The organism is Stenotrophomonas sp. Ste96 (genome assembly GCF_024519495.1).
GTDB lineage: Bacteria > Pseudomonadota > Gammaproteobacteria > Xanthomonadales > Xanthomonadaceae > Stenotrophomonas > Stenotrophomonas bentonitica_A.
The window spans coordinates 381,214-397,999 of the sequence record NZ_JALJRX010000003.1; the positions used below are offsets into that span (position 1 = coordinate 381,214).

The 16,786-nt window shown below is 67.4% G+C and carries 16 protein-coding genes; 6 read left to right on the plus strand and 10 right to left on the minus strand.

The window, feature by feature from the left end; genetic code table 11:
* Positions 1–173: 173 nt before the first annotated feature.
* Together OC373_RS11045 and msrA are read left to right on the plus strand one after the other, a co-directional pair.
* Positions 174–440, plus strand: coding sequence for a DUF2007 domain-containing protein (locus OC373_RS11045; RefSeq protein WP_019182416.1), 267 nt, complete (start codon positions 174–176; stop codon positions 438–440).
* A gap of 30 nt (positions 441–470) precedes the next feature.
* Positions 471–1,124, plus strand: a complete 654-nt coding sequence (gene msrA, locus OC373_RS11050) for a peptide-methionine (S)-S-oxide reductase MsrA (protein WP_261997750.1) — start codon at positions 471–473, stop codon at positions 1,122–1,124.
* 247 nt (positions 1,125–1,371) lie between these two features.
* Here msrA and OC373_RS11055 read toward each other — a convergent pair whose 3' ends face one another.
* The 5 genes from OC373_RS11055 to ahpC all read right to left on the minus strand — a co-directional run bounded on the left by OC373_RS11055 (position 1,372) and on the right by ahpC (position 6,289).
* Positions 1,372–2,334, minus strand: coding sequence for a transaldolase (locus OC373_RS11055; RefSeq protein ID WP_019182414.1), 963 nt, complete (start codon positions 2,332–2,334; stop codon positions 1,372–1,374).
* 53 nt (positions 2,335–2,387) lie between these two features.
* Complete coding sequence (gene rnk, locus OC373_RS11060; protein WP_019182413.1) at positions 2,388–2,795, minus strand: nucleoside diphosphate kinase regulator; 408 nt, start codon at positions 2,793–2,795, stop codon at positions 2,388–2,390.
* A gap of 138 nt (positions 2,796–2,933) precedes the next feature.
* Positions 2,934–3,890, minus strand: a complete 957-nt coding sequence (gene oxyR / locus OC373_RS11065; protein ID WP_019182412.1) for a DNA-binding transcriptional regulator OxyR — start codon at positions 3,888–3,890, stop codon at positions 2,934–2,936.
* Positions 3,891–3,981: 91 nt separating this feature from the next.
* Positions 3,982–5,574 (minus strand): alkyl hydroperoxide reductase subunit F, encoded by a 1,593-nt coding sequence (gene ahpF / locus OC373_RS11070; RefSeq protein ID WP_070471484.1) that lies wholly within the window; start codon positions 5,572–5,574, stop codon positions 3,982–3,984.
* A 151-nt stretch (positions 5,575–5,725) separates the two neighbouring features.
* A complete protein-coding gene (gene ahpC / locus OC373_RS11075) occupies positions 5,726–6,289 on the minus strand; it encodes an alkyl hydroperoxide reductase subunit C (protein WP_019182410.1) in 564 nt (187 codons plus the stop codon).
* Positions 6,290–6,717: 428 nt separating this feature from the next.
* On the opposite strand from ahpC, the gene prmC reads away from it, so the two are divergent.
* Positions 6,718–7,566 (plus strand): peptide chain release factor N(5)-glutamine methyltransferase, encoded by an 849-nt coding sequence (gene prmC / locus OC373_RS11080; protein ID WP_261997695.1) that lies wholly within the window; start codon positions 6,718–6,720, stop codon positions 7,564–7,566.
* A 102-nt stretch (positions 7,567–7,668) separates the two neighbouring features.
* Positions 7,669–8,613 carry a prolyl aminopeptidase gene (gene pip, locus OC373_RS11085; protein WP_261997696.1) on the plus strand — a complete coding sequence of 315 codons (945 nt, stop codon included), beginning with the start codon at positions 7,669–7,671 and terminating at the stop codon, positions 8,611–8,613.
* Between the two features lie 138 nt (positions 8,614–8,751).
* Here pip and OC373_RS11090 read toward each other — a convergent pair whose 3' ends face one another.
* A complete protein-coding gene (locus OC373_RS11090) occupies positions 8,752–9,639 on the minus strand; it encodes a LysR family transcriptional regulator (RefSeq protein ID WP_046271989.1) in 888 nt (295 codons plus the stop codon).
* Positions 9,640–9,749: 110 nt separating this feature from the next.
* On the opposite strand from OC373_RS11090, the gene OC373_RS11095 reads away from it, so the two are divergent.
* Positions 9,750–11,195, plus strand: a complete 1,446-nt coding sequence (locus tag OC373_RS11095) for an MFS transporter (RefSeq protein WP_261997697.1) — start codon at positions 9,750–9,752, stop codon at positions 11,193–11,195.
* A 15-nt stretch (positions 11,196–11,210) separates the two neighbouring features.
* On the opposite strand, the gene OC373_RS11100 is transcribed toward OC373_RS11095, so the two are convergent.
* From OC373_RS11100 to OC373_RS11115, 4 genes are read right to left on the minus strand one after another with little or no spacing between them, the layout of a single operon-like run.
* Positions 11,211–12,020, minus strand: coding sequence for an N-formylglutamate amidohydrolase (locus tag OC373_RS11100; protein WP_261997698.1), 810 nt, complete (start codon positions 12,018–12,020; stop codon positions 11,211–11,213).
* Positions 12,013–12,564 carry an NUDIX hydrolase gene (locus tag OC373_RS11105; RefSeq protein WP_019182404.1) on the minus strand — a complete coding sequence of 184 codons (552 nt, stop codon included), beginning with the start codon at positions 12,562–12,564 and terminating at the stop codon, positions 12,013–12,015. The genes OC373_RS11100 and OC373_RS11105 overlap by 8 nt, the downstream gene beginning before the upstream one ends.
* Positions 12,561–13,499, minus strand: coding sequence for a 5'-3' exonuclease H3TH domain-containing protein (locus OC373_RS11110; protein ID WP_261997751.1), 939 nt, complete (start codon positions 13,497–13,499; stop codon positions 12,561–12,563). Before OC373_RS11110 ends, OC373_RS11105 begins: the two co-directional genes overlap by 4 nt.
* 28 nt (positions 13,500–13,527) lie before the next feature.
* Entirely contained in the window at positions 13,528–14,103 is a 576-nt protein-coding gene (locus tag OC373_RS11115; protein WP_261997699.1) for a nitroreductase, read from the minus strand.
* A 331-nt stretch (positions 14,104–14,434) separates the two neighbouring features.
* Between OC373_RS11115 and OC373_RS11120 the strand changes: the two genes are divergently transcribed.
* Positions 14,435–16,756: a DUF1631 domain-containing protein gene (locus tag OC373_RS11120; protein ID WP_261997700.1), complete on the plus strand. Its 2,322-nt coding sequence runs from the start codon at positions 14,435–14,437 to the stop codon at positions 16,754–16,756.
* Positions 16,757–16,786: the final 30 nt, after the last annotated feature.

A 16,786-nucleotide genomic window follows, 5' to 3' on the forward strand; every position in this document is an offset into this window, starting at 1 on the left:
GATGCAGTCGGTAGTGCCGGCCGCTGGCCGGCGCTGCACATTGCCGGCGATATCGGGAGCCGACCAGCGGCCGGCACGACCGGATCCGGCTGCGCCTGGAAGATGACCGCCGTGGGTCGGCACACCTTCAGCCCCCGGGCGTATGCTGGCCCCATGCCCTCCGGAGCCCGCCCATGCACGTGATCTACCAGGCCGACAACCTGTTCGACGCCCATCTGGTCAAACACGCCCTGGAGGATGCGGGAATCCCCGCGTTCGTCTTCGGCGAATCGCTGCTGGGCGGCATGGGCGAACTCCCGTTGTTCGGCGTCCTGCGCGTGTGCGTTCCCGACCTGGCCCGTCCCGAAGCCGAAGACATCGTCGCCCAGCTGGACTTGGGCGCGGCCCCGGACGCCCCCATGTTCGATGGAGACGAAAGCGCCGGCCTGTTGCCGGCCTAGGAGAACGCCATGTTGGGTATTGGAAACGGTCTGTTGGGCATCGGCGCCTTCAAGCAGCGCCTGCCGCGCCCGGAAGAGGCGTTGCCGGGCCGCGAGCACCCGCTGCCACTGCTGCACAACCAGCATTACGTCAACAGCCACCCGCTGAAAGACAGCTTCACCGGCCTGGAGCGCATCCGCTTCGCCATGGGCTGCTTCTGGGGCGCTGAACGCAAATTCTGGACGATCCCCGGCGTCTACTCGACCTCGGTCGGCTACGCCGGCGGCGTCACCCCGAACCCCACCTACGAAGAAGTCTGCTCCGGCCTTACCGGGCACACCGAAATCGTCGAGGTCGTCTACGACCCGGCCATCGTCCCGCTCGAGCGCCTGCTCCAGGTCTTCTGGGAAAGTCACGATCCCACCCAGGGCATGCGCCAGGGCAACGATACCGGCACCCAGTACCGCTCCGCGCTCCATGCCACCACCCAGGCCCAGCTCGGCGCCGCCCTGGCCAGCCGTGATGCCTACCAGCAGCGCCTGAACGACAGCGGCTACGGCGCGATCACCACCGATATCGTCTTCCCGGCGCCCGAGTACTACTACGCCGAGGATGACCACCAGCAGTACCTCGCCAAGAACCCCAACGGCTACTGCGGCATCGGTGGCACCGGCGTCAGTTGCCCGATCGGTGTGGGTGCCTGATACCCCAGAGCCGACCAATGGTCGGCTCTACCCGGTCCAATGGACGGCCTTGGGTTCACCGCTGTGCTGCGCACCCGGAAGCACCCGCCATGTGTCGACGGCGCGTCCAGCAATCACGCCCACATCGCGCCAACCCCGACGAAAGTGAGCGGTTGCGGTTGCGGTCGCAGTCGCAGTTGCCGCAAGCGCCAAAAACGAAAGGCCCCGCAGTGCGGGGCCTTTTGCATAGCGAGCCAACGGCCAGCGCTTACAGGCGCTCGCGGATCGTCTGGCGCAACGCCTCCAGATCCTTGGCGAACGCATCGATACCGCTTGCCAGCTTCTCCGTCGCCATCGGGTCGGCCGCCAGATCCGCCGCGAAGCGCGCCGCATCGATCGGTGTCACCTGCACCGACTCGGCCGCACCGGCTACCAGCTTGCGCGGCAGCTCGCCATGATCGGCGTCCAGCTTCTCCAGCAGGTCCGGCGAAATCGTCAGGCGATCGCAGCCGGCCAGCGCCTCGATCTGCGCCGTCGAACGGAAGGAGGCACCCATCACCACCGTCGGCGAACCACGGCGCTTGAACTCGGCATACACGCCGCGCACGAACACCACGCCCGGGTCTTCATCGATGCTTGCCGGCGCCTGCCCGTTGGCCACATACCAATCCAGGATGCGGCCCACGAATGGCGAAATCAGGAACGCACCGGCCTCACTGCAGGCCAGCGCCTGGGTGGGATTGAAGATCAACGTCAGGTTGCAGTCGATCCCTTCGGCCTGCAGCTGGCGCGCTGCCTCCACGCCTGCCCAGGTTGCTGCGATCTTGATCAGCACCTTGCTGCGCGGCACGCCGGCCGCCTCGTACATGGCGATGAACTGGCGCGCTTTGGCGACCGTCGCTGCGGTGTCGTGCGCCTGGTCGGCGTCGACCTCGGTCGAGACCCGGCCCGGCACCAGGGTGCTGAGCAGGGTGCCCACGCCCACGGTCAGGCGATCGGCCACCGCGTGGACAACCGCCTCGCGCTCGCCACCCTGCTCGCGGCCCCAGGCCAGCGCGCTCTCGATGAGATCGGCGTACACCGGCAGGTCCAGCGCTTTCTTCACCAGGGTGGGATTGGTCGTGCAGTCGACCGGCTTCAAGCGCTTGATCGCCTCGTAATCGCCGGTATCGGCAACCACCACGGACAGATCACGCAGCTGGGAGAGTTTGGACAGCGAAACGGTGCTCATTGCAACTCCTGGGACGAAACGGTGGAACCTGCGCGACGACGCAGCAGGCGGGGTCAGGCGTGGGGCTGGTGGTGGACGGCGGTCACCCGCAGGCGCAGCTTGCGGCCGCCCGGTGCCACCCAATCCATGGTCTGGCCGATCGACAGGCCCAGCAGGGCGGTGCCCACCGGTGCGAGGATCGATACCTTGCCCTGTTCAACATCGGCCTCGCGCGGATAGACCAGCGTCAGAACGTGCTTTTCGTTCTGCAGCTCATCTTCGCACTCCACGCGCGAATGCATCATGACGGTGCCCTCGGGAACCTGGTCCGGCGCCACAACGGTCGCCCGGTTGAGTTCTTCGGCCAGGGCGATCCCGGCGGGGGTCTGGCTGACAGCGGGAGACTCGAGCATGGCGTCCAGGCGGTCCATGTCGTGGCTTGAAACAATGATGGAAGGGGGCAGTCCGCTGGAAGTGGACATGGTGTAGCTCCTTGCGTTTGTGGAAGACCCATGCAAAAAGGCGGCGCCTGCTGGCACCGCCTCGTCCTATTGTGCTGACAATCGTAGACGGATGCGACCCGTCCGGCGTATCGGCCCCGCCGGCCGGTTCAGCCAGGCTCAGCCAGCGCGTTGCAGCGGCGTGGCCGTGGCACCCGGAACGTCGGTGGACTCCAGCGCGAGCAGGCCCTGCGGCAGCCGTTTGAACTGCTGGGCCAGCTGTTCCAGGAACCCGGTCATCGCCGAACTGCGGCGCCAGGCCATCGCGATGCGGCGGCTGGGGCGGTCATCGCCGCTGAAGTCCAGCAGGCGGATGTTGTCCGAGCGCGGCACCGGGGGCTTGACCGACAGCGTCGGCAGCAGGGTGATGCCCACATCGGCAGCCACCATCTGCCGCAGCGTCTCCAGGCTGGTGGCGCGGAACTCCGATTTCTCGTTGGCGCCAAACAACCGGCAGACGGCCAGCGCCTGGTCGCGCAGGCAGTGCCCATCCTCGAGCAGCAGCAGCTTCTGCGACGACAGCTCCTGCACGTCCAGATGCTGGCGGCGGGCCAGCGGGTGCTGCTGGGAAACCGCCAGCAGGAAGGGCTCTTCGAACAGGAACTCGGCGTGCAGCTGGTCATCGTCCAGCGGCAGTGCCAGCAGGGCGGCATCGAGCTTGCCCTCGCGCAGCCGGGTCAGCAACTCATCGCTCTTTTCCTCGACCAGCAGCAGTTCCAGCTGCGGGAAACGCTCGCGGATGTTGGGGATCACATGCGGCAGCAGATACGGGCCCAGCGTCGGGAAGATGCCGAGCCGGACGGTGCCGGCTTCGGGATCGCGGCTGCGCCGCGCGGCTTCCTTCATCTGCTCCACCTCGGCCACGATGGTGCGCGCGCGCGCGGCCGCTTCCACCCCGGCCGGGGTGAGCATGACCTTGCGCGGGGCACGTTCCACCAACGGCAACCCCAGCTCGTCCTCGAGCTTGCGGATCTGGGTGGACAGGGTGGGCTGGCTGACGAAGCAGGCGGCGGCCGCCTTGCCGAAATGGCGGTGGTCGGCCAGCGCCACCAAATACTTCAAATCACGTAGGTTCATTTCCTTGGACCTCTTGCGGCAATGGACCGGGTGATGGCGTGGCTACCCAGCAGACAGACAAGGTTCCCGGCGAACCGGGAACCGAAACGTTTCAGGCAGCTTCGGCGACAGCGCCGCTGCTCTTGGGAACGGAGGTGCGGATCAGGTGATCAAAGGCGCTCAGTGCCGCAGTGGAACCGGCGCCCATCGCGATGACGATCTGCTTGTACGGAACGGTCGTGCAATCGCCTGCGGCGAAGACACCCGGCACGCTGGTCTGGCCGCGGTCGTCGATCAGGATCTCGCCACGCGGTGACAGCGCCACCGTGTCCTTCAACCATTCGGTATTGGGCAGAAGACCGATCTGCACGAAGATGCCTTCCAGTTCCACCCGGTGCGAATCGCCACCGACGCGGTCCTGGTAGACCAGGCCCGTCACCTTCTGGCCATCGCCCAGCACTTCCTGGGTGAGGGCGCTGGTGATGATGGTGACGTTGCCCAGGCTGCGAAGCTTCTTCTGCAGTACTTCATCGGCGCGCAGTTTGTCATCAAATTCCAGAAGGGTCACATGCGTCACAAGGCCCGCCAGATCGATCGCTGCTTCCACGCCGGAGTTGCCGCCACCGATCACCGCCACGCGCTTGCCCTTGAACAACGGACCGTCGCAATGCGGGCAGTACGCCACGCCCTTGTTGCGGTACTGATCTTCGCCGGGCACGTTCATCTGGCGCCAGCGTGCACCGGTGGAAAGGATCACCGAACGCGATTTCAGCGATGCACCGTTTTCCAGTTTGATTTCGACCAGGCCATCATCGCCGGCGGGCACCAGGGCGGTGGCGCGCTGCAGGTTCATGATGTCCACCTCGTACTCGCGCACGTGCTGTTCCAGCGCGGCGGCCAGCTTCGGACCTTCGGTTTCCTTGACCGAGATGAAGTTCTCGATCGCCATGGTGTCCAGCACCTGGCCACCGAAGCGTTCGGCGGCCACGCCGGTGCGGATGCCCTTGCGTGCGGCGTAGATCGCTGCCGCTGCGCCGGCCGGGCCCCCCCCCACCACCAGCACGTCGAACGGTGCCTTGGTGCTGAGCTTTTCGGCATCGCGCTTGGCCGCGCCGGTATCGAGCTTGGCCACGATCTGTTCCAGCGTCATGCGGCCCTGGTCGAACACTTCGCCGTTGAGGTACACGGTCGGCACGGACATGATCTGGCGCGCTTCCACCTCGGCCGGGAACAGGCCGCCATCGATCGCCACGTGCTGGATGCGCGGGTTCAGCACCGCCGCCAGGTTCAATGCCTGCACCACGTCAGGGCAGTTCTGGCAGGACAGCGAGAAGTAGGTTTCGAAGCGGTACTCGCCTTCCAGGTTGCGCACCTGCTCGATCAGCTCGGCCGTGGCCTTGGACGGGTGGCCGCCGACCTGCAGCAGGGCCAGCACCAGCGAGGTGAACTCATGGCCCATCGGCAGGCCCGCGAACACCAGATGGATGTCCTGGCCGGGCGTGGTCAGCGCGAAGGAGGGCGTGCGCTCGCTGCTGTCGCGACGCACGTCCAGGCTGATCTGCGCCGACAGCGTGGTCAGCGTGTTGAGCAGCTCGAGCATCTCCTGCGACTTGGCGCCGTCATCCACGTGCGCCGTGATCTGGATCGGACGGGTGACACGTTCCAGATAGGTCTTCAGCTGGGACTGGAGGTTGGCATCCAACATCGAAAAACTCCTTGATTCAGGCAAGGGAACAGCGTCGACGAACCCCGCGGGTGCATCTGCGCGTCATGGGGGTGAACCGAAACCGGCGCGTGGGGCACCGGCTTGGGTTCACCCCCATCCCCGGCGGGCGGGGATGGGGATGGGATACGGCTTAGATCTTGCCGACCAGGTCCAGCGACGGGGTCAGGGTCTTCTCGCCTTCCTTCCACTTGGCCGGGCAGACCTGGTTCGGGTTGGCGGCGGTGAACTGGGCAGCCTTCAGCTTGCGCAGGGTCTCGGAGACGTCACGGGCGATCTCGTTGGAGTGGATCTCCAGGGTCTTGATCACGCCTTCCGGGTTGATGATGAAGGTGCCGCGCAGGGCCAGGCCTTCTTCTTCGATGTGTACGCCGAAGGCGCGGGTCAGCTGGTGGGTCGGATCGCCGACCAGCGGGAACTGGGCCTTGCCGACGGCCGGCGAGGTTTCGTGCCACACCTTGTGCGAGAAGTGCGTGTCGGTGGTGACGATGTAGACCTCGGCGCCAGCCTTCTGGAACTCGGCGTAATGGTCGGCGGCGTCTTCAATCTCGGTCGGGCAGTTGAAGGTGAACGCGGCCGGCATGAAGATCAGCACGGACCAGTGACCCTTCAGGGTGCTGTCGGAGACCTTGATGAACTCGCCGTTCTGGTAGGCGTTGGCTTCGAACGGCTGGATCTGGGTGTTGATGAGCGACATCGTTGTTCCTCTTGGTGAAGGGGGTGGGTGAAGCGACCAACACAGGTTAGCGGCTCCGTTCCCATAAGGACAATCCATTGATTGCATCTATGCGATAGTCATAGGCTATCAAAAGGGTCTGATCCTGCGATGAATGGTGATGGCCATGGCCGTCAAAAGCGTTGCAGCGCAATGACCGGCGGGTGGTGGCGAATGATCGCTTCAATAGCTTCTGCATATGCGCCGCGGTGGGAACCTGAACGGCGCGGGGCGCCTCAGTGCTGGAACGCCCGGTTTTCCCACGGAATCCGATAGCGCCTACGAATCTATATATGTAGTGGCGATGCGTGGTTTCAATCGCGTTGCTGCCGCCGAAGGCCCCTGGCGCACGCCTGGCCGACCGCTGCCGGTGCACTACACTGCGCGCCCCGACGTTGCTCCGATCCGCCATGACTGCCGCCCCGCCAGACGTCCGCCAGCTGCTCGCCGATGCCGCCACCCGCCTGCCGGGTGTGGAAGGCCGGCACGAGGCCGAACTGCTGCTGCTGCAGGTGCTGGAGCGTGAGCGCAGCTGGTTGTTCGCCCACGCCACCGATCCGGTCGCGCCCGCGCAGGTGGCCGCGTTCGAGGCCCTGCTCGCCAAGCGCCTGGCCGGCGAACCGGTGGCCTACCTGCTGGGCCGACGCGGCTTCTGGACCCTGGACCTGGAGGTCAGCCCGGCCACCTTGATCCCGCGCCCGGAGACCGAACTGCTGGTCGAGCTGGCGCTGGCGCGGTTGCCCGCGGATATCCCGCTGCGGGTCGCGGATCTGGGCACCGGCAGCGGCGCGATCGCGCTGGCCCTGGCCAGCGAGCGGCCGTTGGCGCAGGTGATCGCGACCGACCTCAGCGAGGCGGCCCTGGCCGTGGCAGCACGCAACGCGCAGCGCCACGCACTGGACAATGTCAGCTTCCGGCAGGGGGCGTGGTACGCGCCCCTGGCGGGCGAGCGCGTCGAGCTGATCGCCACCAACCCGCCGTACATCGCCAGCGACGACCCGCACCTGGCGCAGGGCGACCTGCGTTTCGAACCGGCCACCGCGCTGGCCTCCGGCCCCGATGGGCTGGACGACATCCGCCTGATCATCGACGGTGCGGCAGCGCACCTGCTTCCCGGCGGCTGGCTGCTGATCGAACACGGCTGGGACCAGGGCGAGGCGATCCGCGCGTTGTTGCAGCAGGCCGGTTTCCAGTCGGTCGGCACCGAGCGCGACCTGGAGCAGCGCGACCGGGTGAGCCTGGGCTGTCTGGCGGCCTGACCGCGTGCCGGCCCCGCGCCGACCCCGGGGCTAGAATGACCTGTCCACCGGGCCGCCGCGCAGCGTGATGCGGCGACTGTCATTCCACATGGAGTTCCTGTCATGCGTACGCTGTATCCCGCCATCATCCCTTACGACGTCGGCACCCTGAAGGTCGATGACCGCCACACGCTGTATTTCGAGCAGTGCGGCAATCCCGATGGCAAGCCGGTGGTGATGCTGCACGGTGGCCCGGGCGGCGGCTGCAGCGACAAGATGCGCCAGTTCCACGACCCGGCCAAGTACCGGATCATCCTGTTCGACCAGCGCGGTGCCGGCCGTTCCACGCCGCATGCGGATCTGGTCGACAACACCACCTGGGACCTGGTGGCCGACATCGAGACGCTGCGCGAGCACCTCAAGGTGGATCGCTGGCAGGTGTTCGGCGGCAGTTGGGGCTCGACCCTGGCACTGGCCTACGCGCAGACCCACCCGCAGCGCGTGACCGAGCTGGTCCTGCGCGGCATCTTCATGCTGCGCCGCTGGGAGCTGGAATGGTTCTACCAGGAAGGCGCCAACCGCCTGTTCCCGGATGCGTGGGAGCATTACCTCAAGCCGATCCCGGCGGTGGAGCGCCACGACCTGATCTCGGCCTTCCATCGCCGCCTGACCAGCGATGACGAGGCCACCCGCCTGGCGGCGGCCAAGGCGTGGAGCGTGTGGGAAGGCGCAACCAGCTTCCTGCACGTGGACGACGACTTCGTGAACAGCCACCAGGACCCGCAGTTCGCGCTGGCCTTCGCCCGCATCGAGAACCACTACTTCGTCAACGGCGGTTTCTTCGAGGTGGAAGAACAGCTGCTGCGCGACGCGCACCGCATCGCCGACATTCCGGGCGTGATCGTGCACGGCCGCTACGACGTGGTCTGCCCGCTGCAGAGCGCGTGGGAACTGCACAAGGCGTGGCCGAAATCGACGCTGGAGATCAGCCCGGCCTCGGGTCACTCCGCGTTCGAAGCGGAGAATGTCGACGCGCTGGTGCGTGCGACCGATCGCTTCGCGGGTTGATGGAGAGGTGCCGACCAACTGTCGGCACCTGGCGGGTCACCCCCAGACGTCGCGCGGTGGATCACGACCGTTGGTCGTGATCGCCATCGCGCCGTGCACCATGCGGTAGATCACGACCGTTGGTCGTGATGCGCCGGGTTACCAATCACCACCCAACAACGCCTCCGCCAACACCTGCAGCTTCGGTGAGGCCTGCCGCGAGGGCGGGTAGACCAGCGACAGCACCCGGCTGCGGCCTTCGAAGGGCTGCAACACCCGCTGCAGCCGGCCGTCTGCGAGTGCATCGGCCACCGCGAAATCCATCACCTGCACGATGCCGATCCCGGCCAGGGCGCCCTCGACCAGCGGGTCGCCGCTGTCGAACACCATCCGCGCCGGCGGGGTGAACTCGCGCAGCTGGCCCTCGGCCTCACGGAACTGCCAGTCCACCAGCCGCCCGCTGCGCAGATTGCGCACCGCCAGGCAGGCGTGATCGTGCAGCGCATCCACCGTGGCCGGTTCACCGTGCTGCGCGAGGTAGGCGGGGGAGGCGACGGTGACCCAGTTCAACGGCCGCAGGGGGCGCGCCACCATGCGCACATCGCTGATCGGCCCGGTGCGCAATGCGGCGTCGAAGCCTTCCTCGACCAGATCGACCAGCCGGTCGTTGAGCACCAGCTCGAACTGCAGTTGCGGGTGTGCCGCCATCAACTGCCCGGCCAGCGGCACCAGCACCTTGCGCCCGAACATCGACGGCGCCGTCAGCTTCAGCACGCCCGACGGCGTGGAGGGGCGATCACCCAGCCGACGCTCGGCATCCTCCAGCCCACTCAGCAGCGGCGCGCAGTGCTCGACGAACTGGCGGCCATCCGGGGTCAGGCTGACGTTGCGGGTGTTGCGGTGAAGCAGGCGCACGCCAAGCGCGCTCTCCAGCCGCCCGATCGCCCGCGACAACCCGGATTGACTGATCCCCAGCTGACCGGCGGCGAGGGTGAAACTGCGCGCCTCCGCCACCTGCACCAGCATGCGCACGGCGTTGAGATCCATGACATCCTCCGATTCATGCGGATATGCATGACAGATATCGAAGTATCCGGGTTTATTTATGAAGCGTCATCAATGAGACTGCCCACCTTCTTACGCAGTACCGAGTCGGCATGACCTCCCCACTGTCTCCCGCTGGCGCGCCGGCGCCCGCATTTCCACGCCTCGCCCTGTCTTTGCTGGCGATGGCCCAGCTGATCATCGCGCTGGATTCCACGATCATCTTCGTCGCCCTGCACGAGATGGGCACGCAGCTGCAGATCAATGCCCAGCAGCTGCAGTGGATCGTCAGTGGCTATACGGTGGCCTTCGGCGGCTGCCTGCTGCTTGGCGGCCGCGCGGCCGATCTGCTGGGCCGACGCCGCATCTATCGGCTTGGCATGGCGCTGTTCGCGCTGGCCTCGCTGGTGGGTGGGTTCAGCAGCAGTGCGTGGTTGCTGATCGCCGCCCGCGCGGTGCAGGGCATCGGCGCGGCGCTGCTGTTCCCGGCCACGCTGGCGCTGATCAACACGATCTACGCCGAAGGCGCGCCGCGCAACCGCGCGCTGGCGATCTGGTCGATGGCCAGCGCCGGCGGCCTGGCCTTGGGCACCCTGCTCGGTGGCGTGCTCACCCAGAGCTTCGGGTGGGCCTCGGTACTGCTGGTGATCGTCCCCTTCGCCGGTGGCTGCGCGCTGCTGGGCGGCTGGTGGCTGCCGCGTGATCCCGCGCCGCTGGCGGGCCGCTCGTTCGATCTGGCCGGCTGTGTCACGGTGACCCTCGGCGGCAGCCTGCTGGTCACCACGCTGGTGCAGGGCCCGGAGTGGGGCTGGCTGGCGCCGCGCACGCTGATCTGTCTGGTGGTATCGGCGGTGATGCTGGCCGCCTTCGTGCAGATCGAACGCCGCAGCCGCGACCCGCTGATGCAGTTCTCGCTGCTGCGCCTGCGCAGCCTGCGTGCGGCGATGCTGCTGACCATGCTGTTCATGAGCAGCTACGGCGTGCAGTACTACTTCCTGGCGCTGTATTACCAGGATGGCTACGGCTGGAGTGCGCTGCAGGCTGGCCTGGCGTTTCTGCCACCCACCCTGGTGTGCACCTTCGGCATCCGCATCGCCGAGCGCATGCTCGCGCAGCGTTCGCCCCGCCAGGTGCTGGCGGTGGGCATGCTGGCCGGTGCGATCGGCATCGCTGCGGTCGCCGTTGCGTTGCCGTATGGCGCGACCTACTGGGCGCTGCTGCCGGGCATCGTGGTGCTCAGCCTCGGCCAGGGCATCACCTGGACCTCGATGTGGATCGTGGCCGGGCAGGGCGTGCCGGCCGCGCAGCAGGGCGTGGCCTCGGGCATGGCCGCCACCGCGCAGCAGATCGGCGGTGCGCTGGGCCTGGCGCTGCTGGTGATGGTGGCCAATGCCGGTTGTGGCAGCGCCGGTGCCAGCAGCGACGCGGCCCTGCAGGGCATGATCCACGCGCAGTACGGTGCGGCACTGTTCGCGTTGCTGGGCGTGGGCGTGGCGCTGTGGCTGAGGCCGCAGCAGAGCCGTGCAGCGCCCACGCCGGTGTGCGCGGGCGAAGGCTGAATCGATCACCAAGCCTTACGCAGGCGGCAGTGCGTCCAGTTGCGGCTGCAGGGCGGTGAAGATCCGCGCCAGGCGCTGTGCCCACGCCTGCTGGCCAGCGGCATCGGCAATCAGGTCCTGGCGGATCTCCAGCTCCACGTGCACCAGCCCGCGGCCTTCGCCATGCACCGGCACGGCGTAGTCGCTGGTGCTGCTGACGGCGTAGGGCTGGTTGTCGCCCACCACCAGGTCGCCTTCATCGCGCAGCGCCTGCAGCAGGGGAAGCGCGAATCGCGTGTCGCGGTGGTACAGCACGCCGGCATGCCAAGGCCGCGCAGCGTCATTCATCACCGGGGTGAAGCTGTGCATCATCACCAGCACCGTCGGCCGGGCCTGCGCTTGGCGGGTATCGAGCTCGGCATCGATGCGCGCATGGTAGGGCGCGTGGATCGCGTCGATGCGCTGCTGTCGCTGCGCCGCTGTCAGGCGCTGATTGCCGGGAACGACGGTAAGGTCACTGACCGCCGGCATCAGCGTGGGCGAAGCCAACGGCCGGTTGCAGTCGATCACCAGCCGCGAATATGTCTGCGTGATCGCCCAGGCATCCAGCAGCCGTGCCAGTTCCACGGTGACCCCGGCGATGCCGATGTCCCAGCCGATGTGGCGGTCCAGCTCGGCCTGCGGCAGGCCGAGCTCGTCCAATGCGGCCGGCACCTGCTGGCCGGCGTGGTCGGCGATCAGCACGAAGGACGAACGGCCCTGCGCCTGATGCACGGTGAACGGCGCCGGGTCGGCCGGCCCGAGCAGTGATGCGCCGGTCTGTGGATGGAACAGCGAATCAGCCACGCGGGGTCCCGTCCAGGTGGTGTTCGATCATCCACAGCCCGGCCCACAGCTTGGCATCCAGCTCGTAGCCCTGGCCCATCTTTTCGACCAGCCACGCCGCGGCGCGGGCGCGGGGAATCTCGTGCACGGTGATGTCTTCGCTGGCATCGCCGCCGCCTTCACCGACCTTGCGCAGGCCGGTGGCACGCACGAAGGCGATCTTCTCGCTGCTGGCACCGGAGGAGGTCGGGCCGATCATCAGCACTTCAGCGTGGTCGGCGGTCCAGCCGGTTTCTTCCTCCAGCTCGCGCACCGCCGAGACCTCGATGGATTCACCGGCATCGATGTCGCCGACCAGGCCGGCGGGCATTTCGATGGTCCTGGCCTGCAGCGGTATGCGGAACTGCTCGACGAACAGAACGGTATCTTCGGGGGTGACCGCAATGATGATCGCGGCCAGGCCACCGGCGTGGGTACGCTCGCTGTACTCCCACGTGCCGCGCACGACCATGCGCTGGTATTTGCCTTCAAAAACGACCTTGGGGGCTTGCGTATCGGGGCTCATGCGAACTCGCTGGCAACGGAAGAGGAATCGGACAGGCCGGCGGCGGCGAACAGGCGGCGCCGGGTCAACGGGCCGAAACGCAGCGCATCGCACAGGCCCTGCAGCATCTGTGCATCGGCCACGCCCCGGCTGAAATCGGCAGCGGCGCCCTCCAGCGGCGCATCCAGCGCGATGGTGGTCAGCTGACGCCACAGCAGCGCATGCTCGCGTTGTTCGCGCAGGCGCACGGCCATCTGCGCGGCACCGCGCAGGCGCAGGAACGGCACTTCATCCAGGCGCTCATACAGCACGTCCAGGCTGCCGAAGTGGGCCAGCAGCACGGCGGCGGACTTGGCACCCACGCCGGTCACGCCAGGGATGTTGTCGACCGCATCGCCGCACAGCGCCAGGTAGTCGGCGATCTGGTGCGCATGCACCCCGTGGCGCGCCTTGACCCCGGCCATGCCCCAGCGCTGGTTGCGTGCGTAGTCCCACTGTTCGTCATGCTCGAACAGCAGCTGCGAAAGATCCTTGTCGGCGGAGATGATCACCCCGCGCATGCCAGCGTCGCGGCGTGCGTGCAGGGCGCTGCCGATCAGGTCATCGGCCTCGTATTCGTGGTGGGCCAGCACCGCCAGGCCCAGCGCGGTGCACAGCGCCTTGCAGTGCGCGAACTGGCGGCGCAGCGCATCGGGCGCGGGATCGCGGTTGGCCTTGTAGGCAGCGTAGATCCGGTGGCGGAAACAGCTGTCCAACGCTTCATCGAAGGCGATGGCGATGTTGGCCGGGCGCTCGCGTTCGAGCAGGTCGAGCAGGAAGCGCGCGAAGCCGTGCACGGCATTGGTCGGCCAGCCCTGCTGGTCCTGGAATTCGTCGGGCATCGAGTGCCACGCGCGGAACACATACAGGCTGGCATCGACCAGATACAGCGGCGAACGCAGCGGCGGCGTGGGCATGCCCGGGCCGGCGGGAAGGGCGGACATCTCAGCCCTCCCAGTCCTGCAGCAGCGCGGCCGGGTCCGGACGCTCACGCTCGGGTACCTCGGTTTTCGGGGTGCCGATATGGATGAAGCCGGCGATCTGCTCGCCCTCTGCCAGGCCCAGGCGGGCATGCACGACCGGGTCGAACGCCATCCACGCGGTCAGCCACTGCGCCCCGAAGCCCAGCGCCTGGGCGGCCTGCAGCAAGGCAAAGCAGACGCAGCCGGCGGTCATCAGCTGCTCTGCCTCGGGCACCTTGGGGCTCGGGCGCGGGCTGGCGATGACGGTGATGATCAGCGGGGCATGGGAGAAACGCTGGCGATCCTTGTCCAGCTGGGCCGGCGAGACGTGGGGGTCGCGCTGGACGGCGCGCTCGGCCAGGAACGCACCCAGACTGTGACGCGCATCGCCGGCGATCCGCAGGAAGCGGTAAGGCACCAGCTTGCCGTGGTCGGGCACCCGCACGGCCGAGGTCAGCATCCGCAGCACGGTGGCCGGGTCGGGGCCGGGTTCACCCAGTTGCTTGGCGGGGACCGAACGGCGTGCATCCAGGGCGTGCAGGGCGGAGGGGACGGACATGGGTTCTCAATCAGACTTAACGATGCCCCGATTATAGTCGCGACCGTTTGTGACACGGCCTCGGACGATCTCGGTGCAATTTGCGACAAAACGTGATGAACATCACCTAATCAGCGGACTTCCTTCACGTGGCTGTACTCGCTTCCACGGCCTGCTGCGCTTACGATACAAAGCCTGCCGGGCCACCGGTGATGAGGTTTAAAGTGTCGACTGCTTCACTGTCTTTGATCGGTCGGCCGGCCTACCATCCGAGCGTGGGCGCATGGGGTGCGCCGGCGTTCGTTGTATCCATGTTGTACTCAGTGCCTGCGAGGGTGGGGAGCCTTTTCGCATGATCGCCACGCCCAATGTAGGGGGGCACCCGGGCCGTGACCCGGCCTTGTTGAAGATGGCCCGCGAGGCCGTGCTGCCAGGGCTGGTCGAGTCGTTCTCGACGGTGCTGGCGCGCTTTGACGATGTGTTGTTCGATCGTGCCGGTGACGCCGGCGCCTCGCAGTTGCTGTTCCTGGATGGCATGCGCGAGCTGCGCCGCCGCCGGGACGACATCGTGGCCGGCTTCAGCACCCACCTGGCCCAGGCCTGGGAAGCGCTGGAGCGGGGTGAACCGCTGTCGGCCGAGGCCACCCTGGCCGGGCAGGTCGAGGACGGGCTGAGCCTGGTGCCCGAGCATGTCCTGGAATCCCGCTTGGCGGTGCGCAACTTCGCCACCGTGCTGCTGCGTGACTTCAAGCCGGTGCTGTCGCGGCTGGACCGCCGCCTCGGCCTGATCGCCGGCGCGCTGGAGCTGCAGGCCGATACCAACCCGATCAGTCCCGAGCATCTGGGCGTTGCCATCCATGAGGCCTTCGCCGACTGTGAACTGGCCCCGGAAGTGCGCCTGGTGTTGATCAAGCTGTGCGAGCGCGATCTGCATCAGCCGATCGGCAAGCGTTACGAGTACCTGGATGAACAACTGGCCGCTGCGGGCGTGATGCCGCAGATGGCCGCGCGCCGGCCGGCGCCGCGTGCACCCTCGCCGCCGCCGCGCGACGAGCGCGATGCATTTGATGGGTTCCAGGCCGAGGCCGGGATGGGATCGGCGGGCGAAGAAAGCCAGGCACCGGCCTGGGCGCGTCGCTTCGCCGACCGCTGGGCCGAGAGCCGGGGCCGCCTCCAGGGCGGCGGACAGGCCGGGTACGAAGGGCCGGGTGAGGGCGGTGACAGCCTCGGCGGCAACCAGGGCATGCTGCTTGATGCCCTGCACGAACTGCTGCAGCAGACCCGCCATGTGCGCGAGGACGCCACCTCGGCGGCCAGCGTCGCGGTGGGCCAGCAGCGCCCGTTGAGCCAGCGCGAGATGATGTCGGTGCTGTCGCTGCTGCAGGCCACGCCGAGCGCGACCCTGCGTGCGGCGATCGGCGAAGACGGCGAATCGCTGGCGCAGCGCCTGAAAAGTGAAGTGCTGTCCGGTGCGACCCGGCTGGGGGTCGACCCCGCGCAGGCCCGGCTGGACCCGCAGGACGAGGACGCGATCGATCTGGTCGGCATGCTGTTCGATGTAATGCTCGACGAGCGCGACCTGGAAGGCCGCTCGCGCGAGCTGATCGGCCGTCTGGTGGTGCCCTTCGTCAAGGTCGCCATGCTCGATCGCCGCATGTTCGTGCAGAAGACCCACCCGGCGCGCAAGCTGCTCAACTCGCTGGCCGAAGCCTGCGAGGGCAATACCGGCGAGAGCCAGGCCGAGCGCGTGCTGATGGGCAAGGTCGAAGAAATCATCGAGCGGCTGGTGGCCGAGTTCAATGAGAACCTGGCGATCTTCCTGACCCTTGAAGAAGAATTCCGCGAGTTCCTGACCCAGCATCGTCGCCGGATCGAGATCGCCGAGCGCCGGGCCGCCGAGACCCAGCGCGGCCAGGAAAAGCTGGAGATGGCGCGCCAGCGCGCCACTACCGAACTGGACCGCCGTATTGGTGATACCACGTTGCCGCAGGCCATCGGCGAGTTCCTGCGCCAGCCCTGGCAGCACCACCTGACCCTGACCGTGCTGCGCGAAGGCGAAGACGGGGCGTCGGTCGGTGAGGCGCTGAGCCTGGCCGATGGCATGCTGCAGGAAGTGGCCGAGGCCCGCCGCCATATCGTCGGCAAGCCGTGGCTGCAGGCCTGGCATCCCGCGCTGCGCAAGGTGTTCGCCAGCGTGGGGGTGCACGCCGATGCAGCCACCAGTGCCATCGACGCGCTGCACGACACCCTGCAGGGCATCGCCGAATCGCGCCCGGAGCTTGAGCGCGCGCTGCCCGAACTGCCGCAGGTCGCGCTGCCCTCGCCACCGGCCCAGGAATCGCCATCGGTGGAGCTGGGCAGCAGGGTGGATGTCAGCGATTTCGACAATGCCGATGCCGACCGCTTCCGCGGCCTGGAGATCGGCAGCTGGCTGGATTTCGTCGACAAGGACGGCAAGGTCCAGGCCGGCAAGCTGTCCTGGGTGAGCCCGATTTCCCAGCGCCTGCTGTTCGTCAACCGGCGCGGGGTGCGTTTCTGCGTCGCCTCGCCGGAAGAACTTGCCGTGATGGTGCGCTTGGGTCGCCTGCGGGCGCATATCGACGATGGCGCCTTCGACAGTGCCATGCAGGGCGTGATCGATCGGCTGGATACCAGGAACGCCACCGTGCATTGAGCCCGGAGGGCTACCTTGGCCTGACGATCA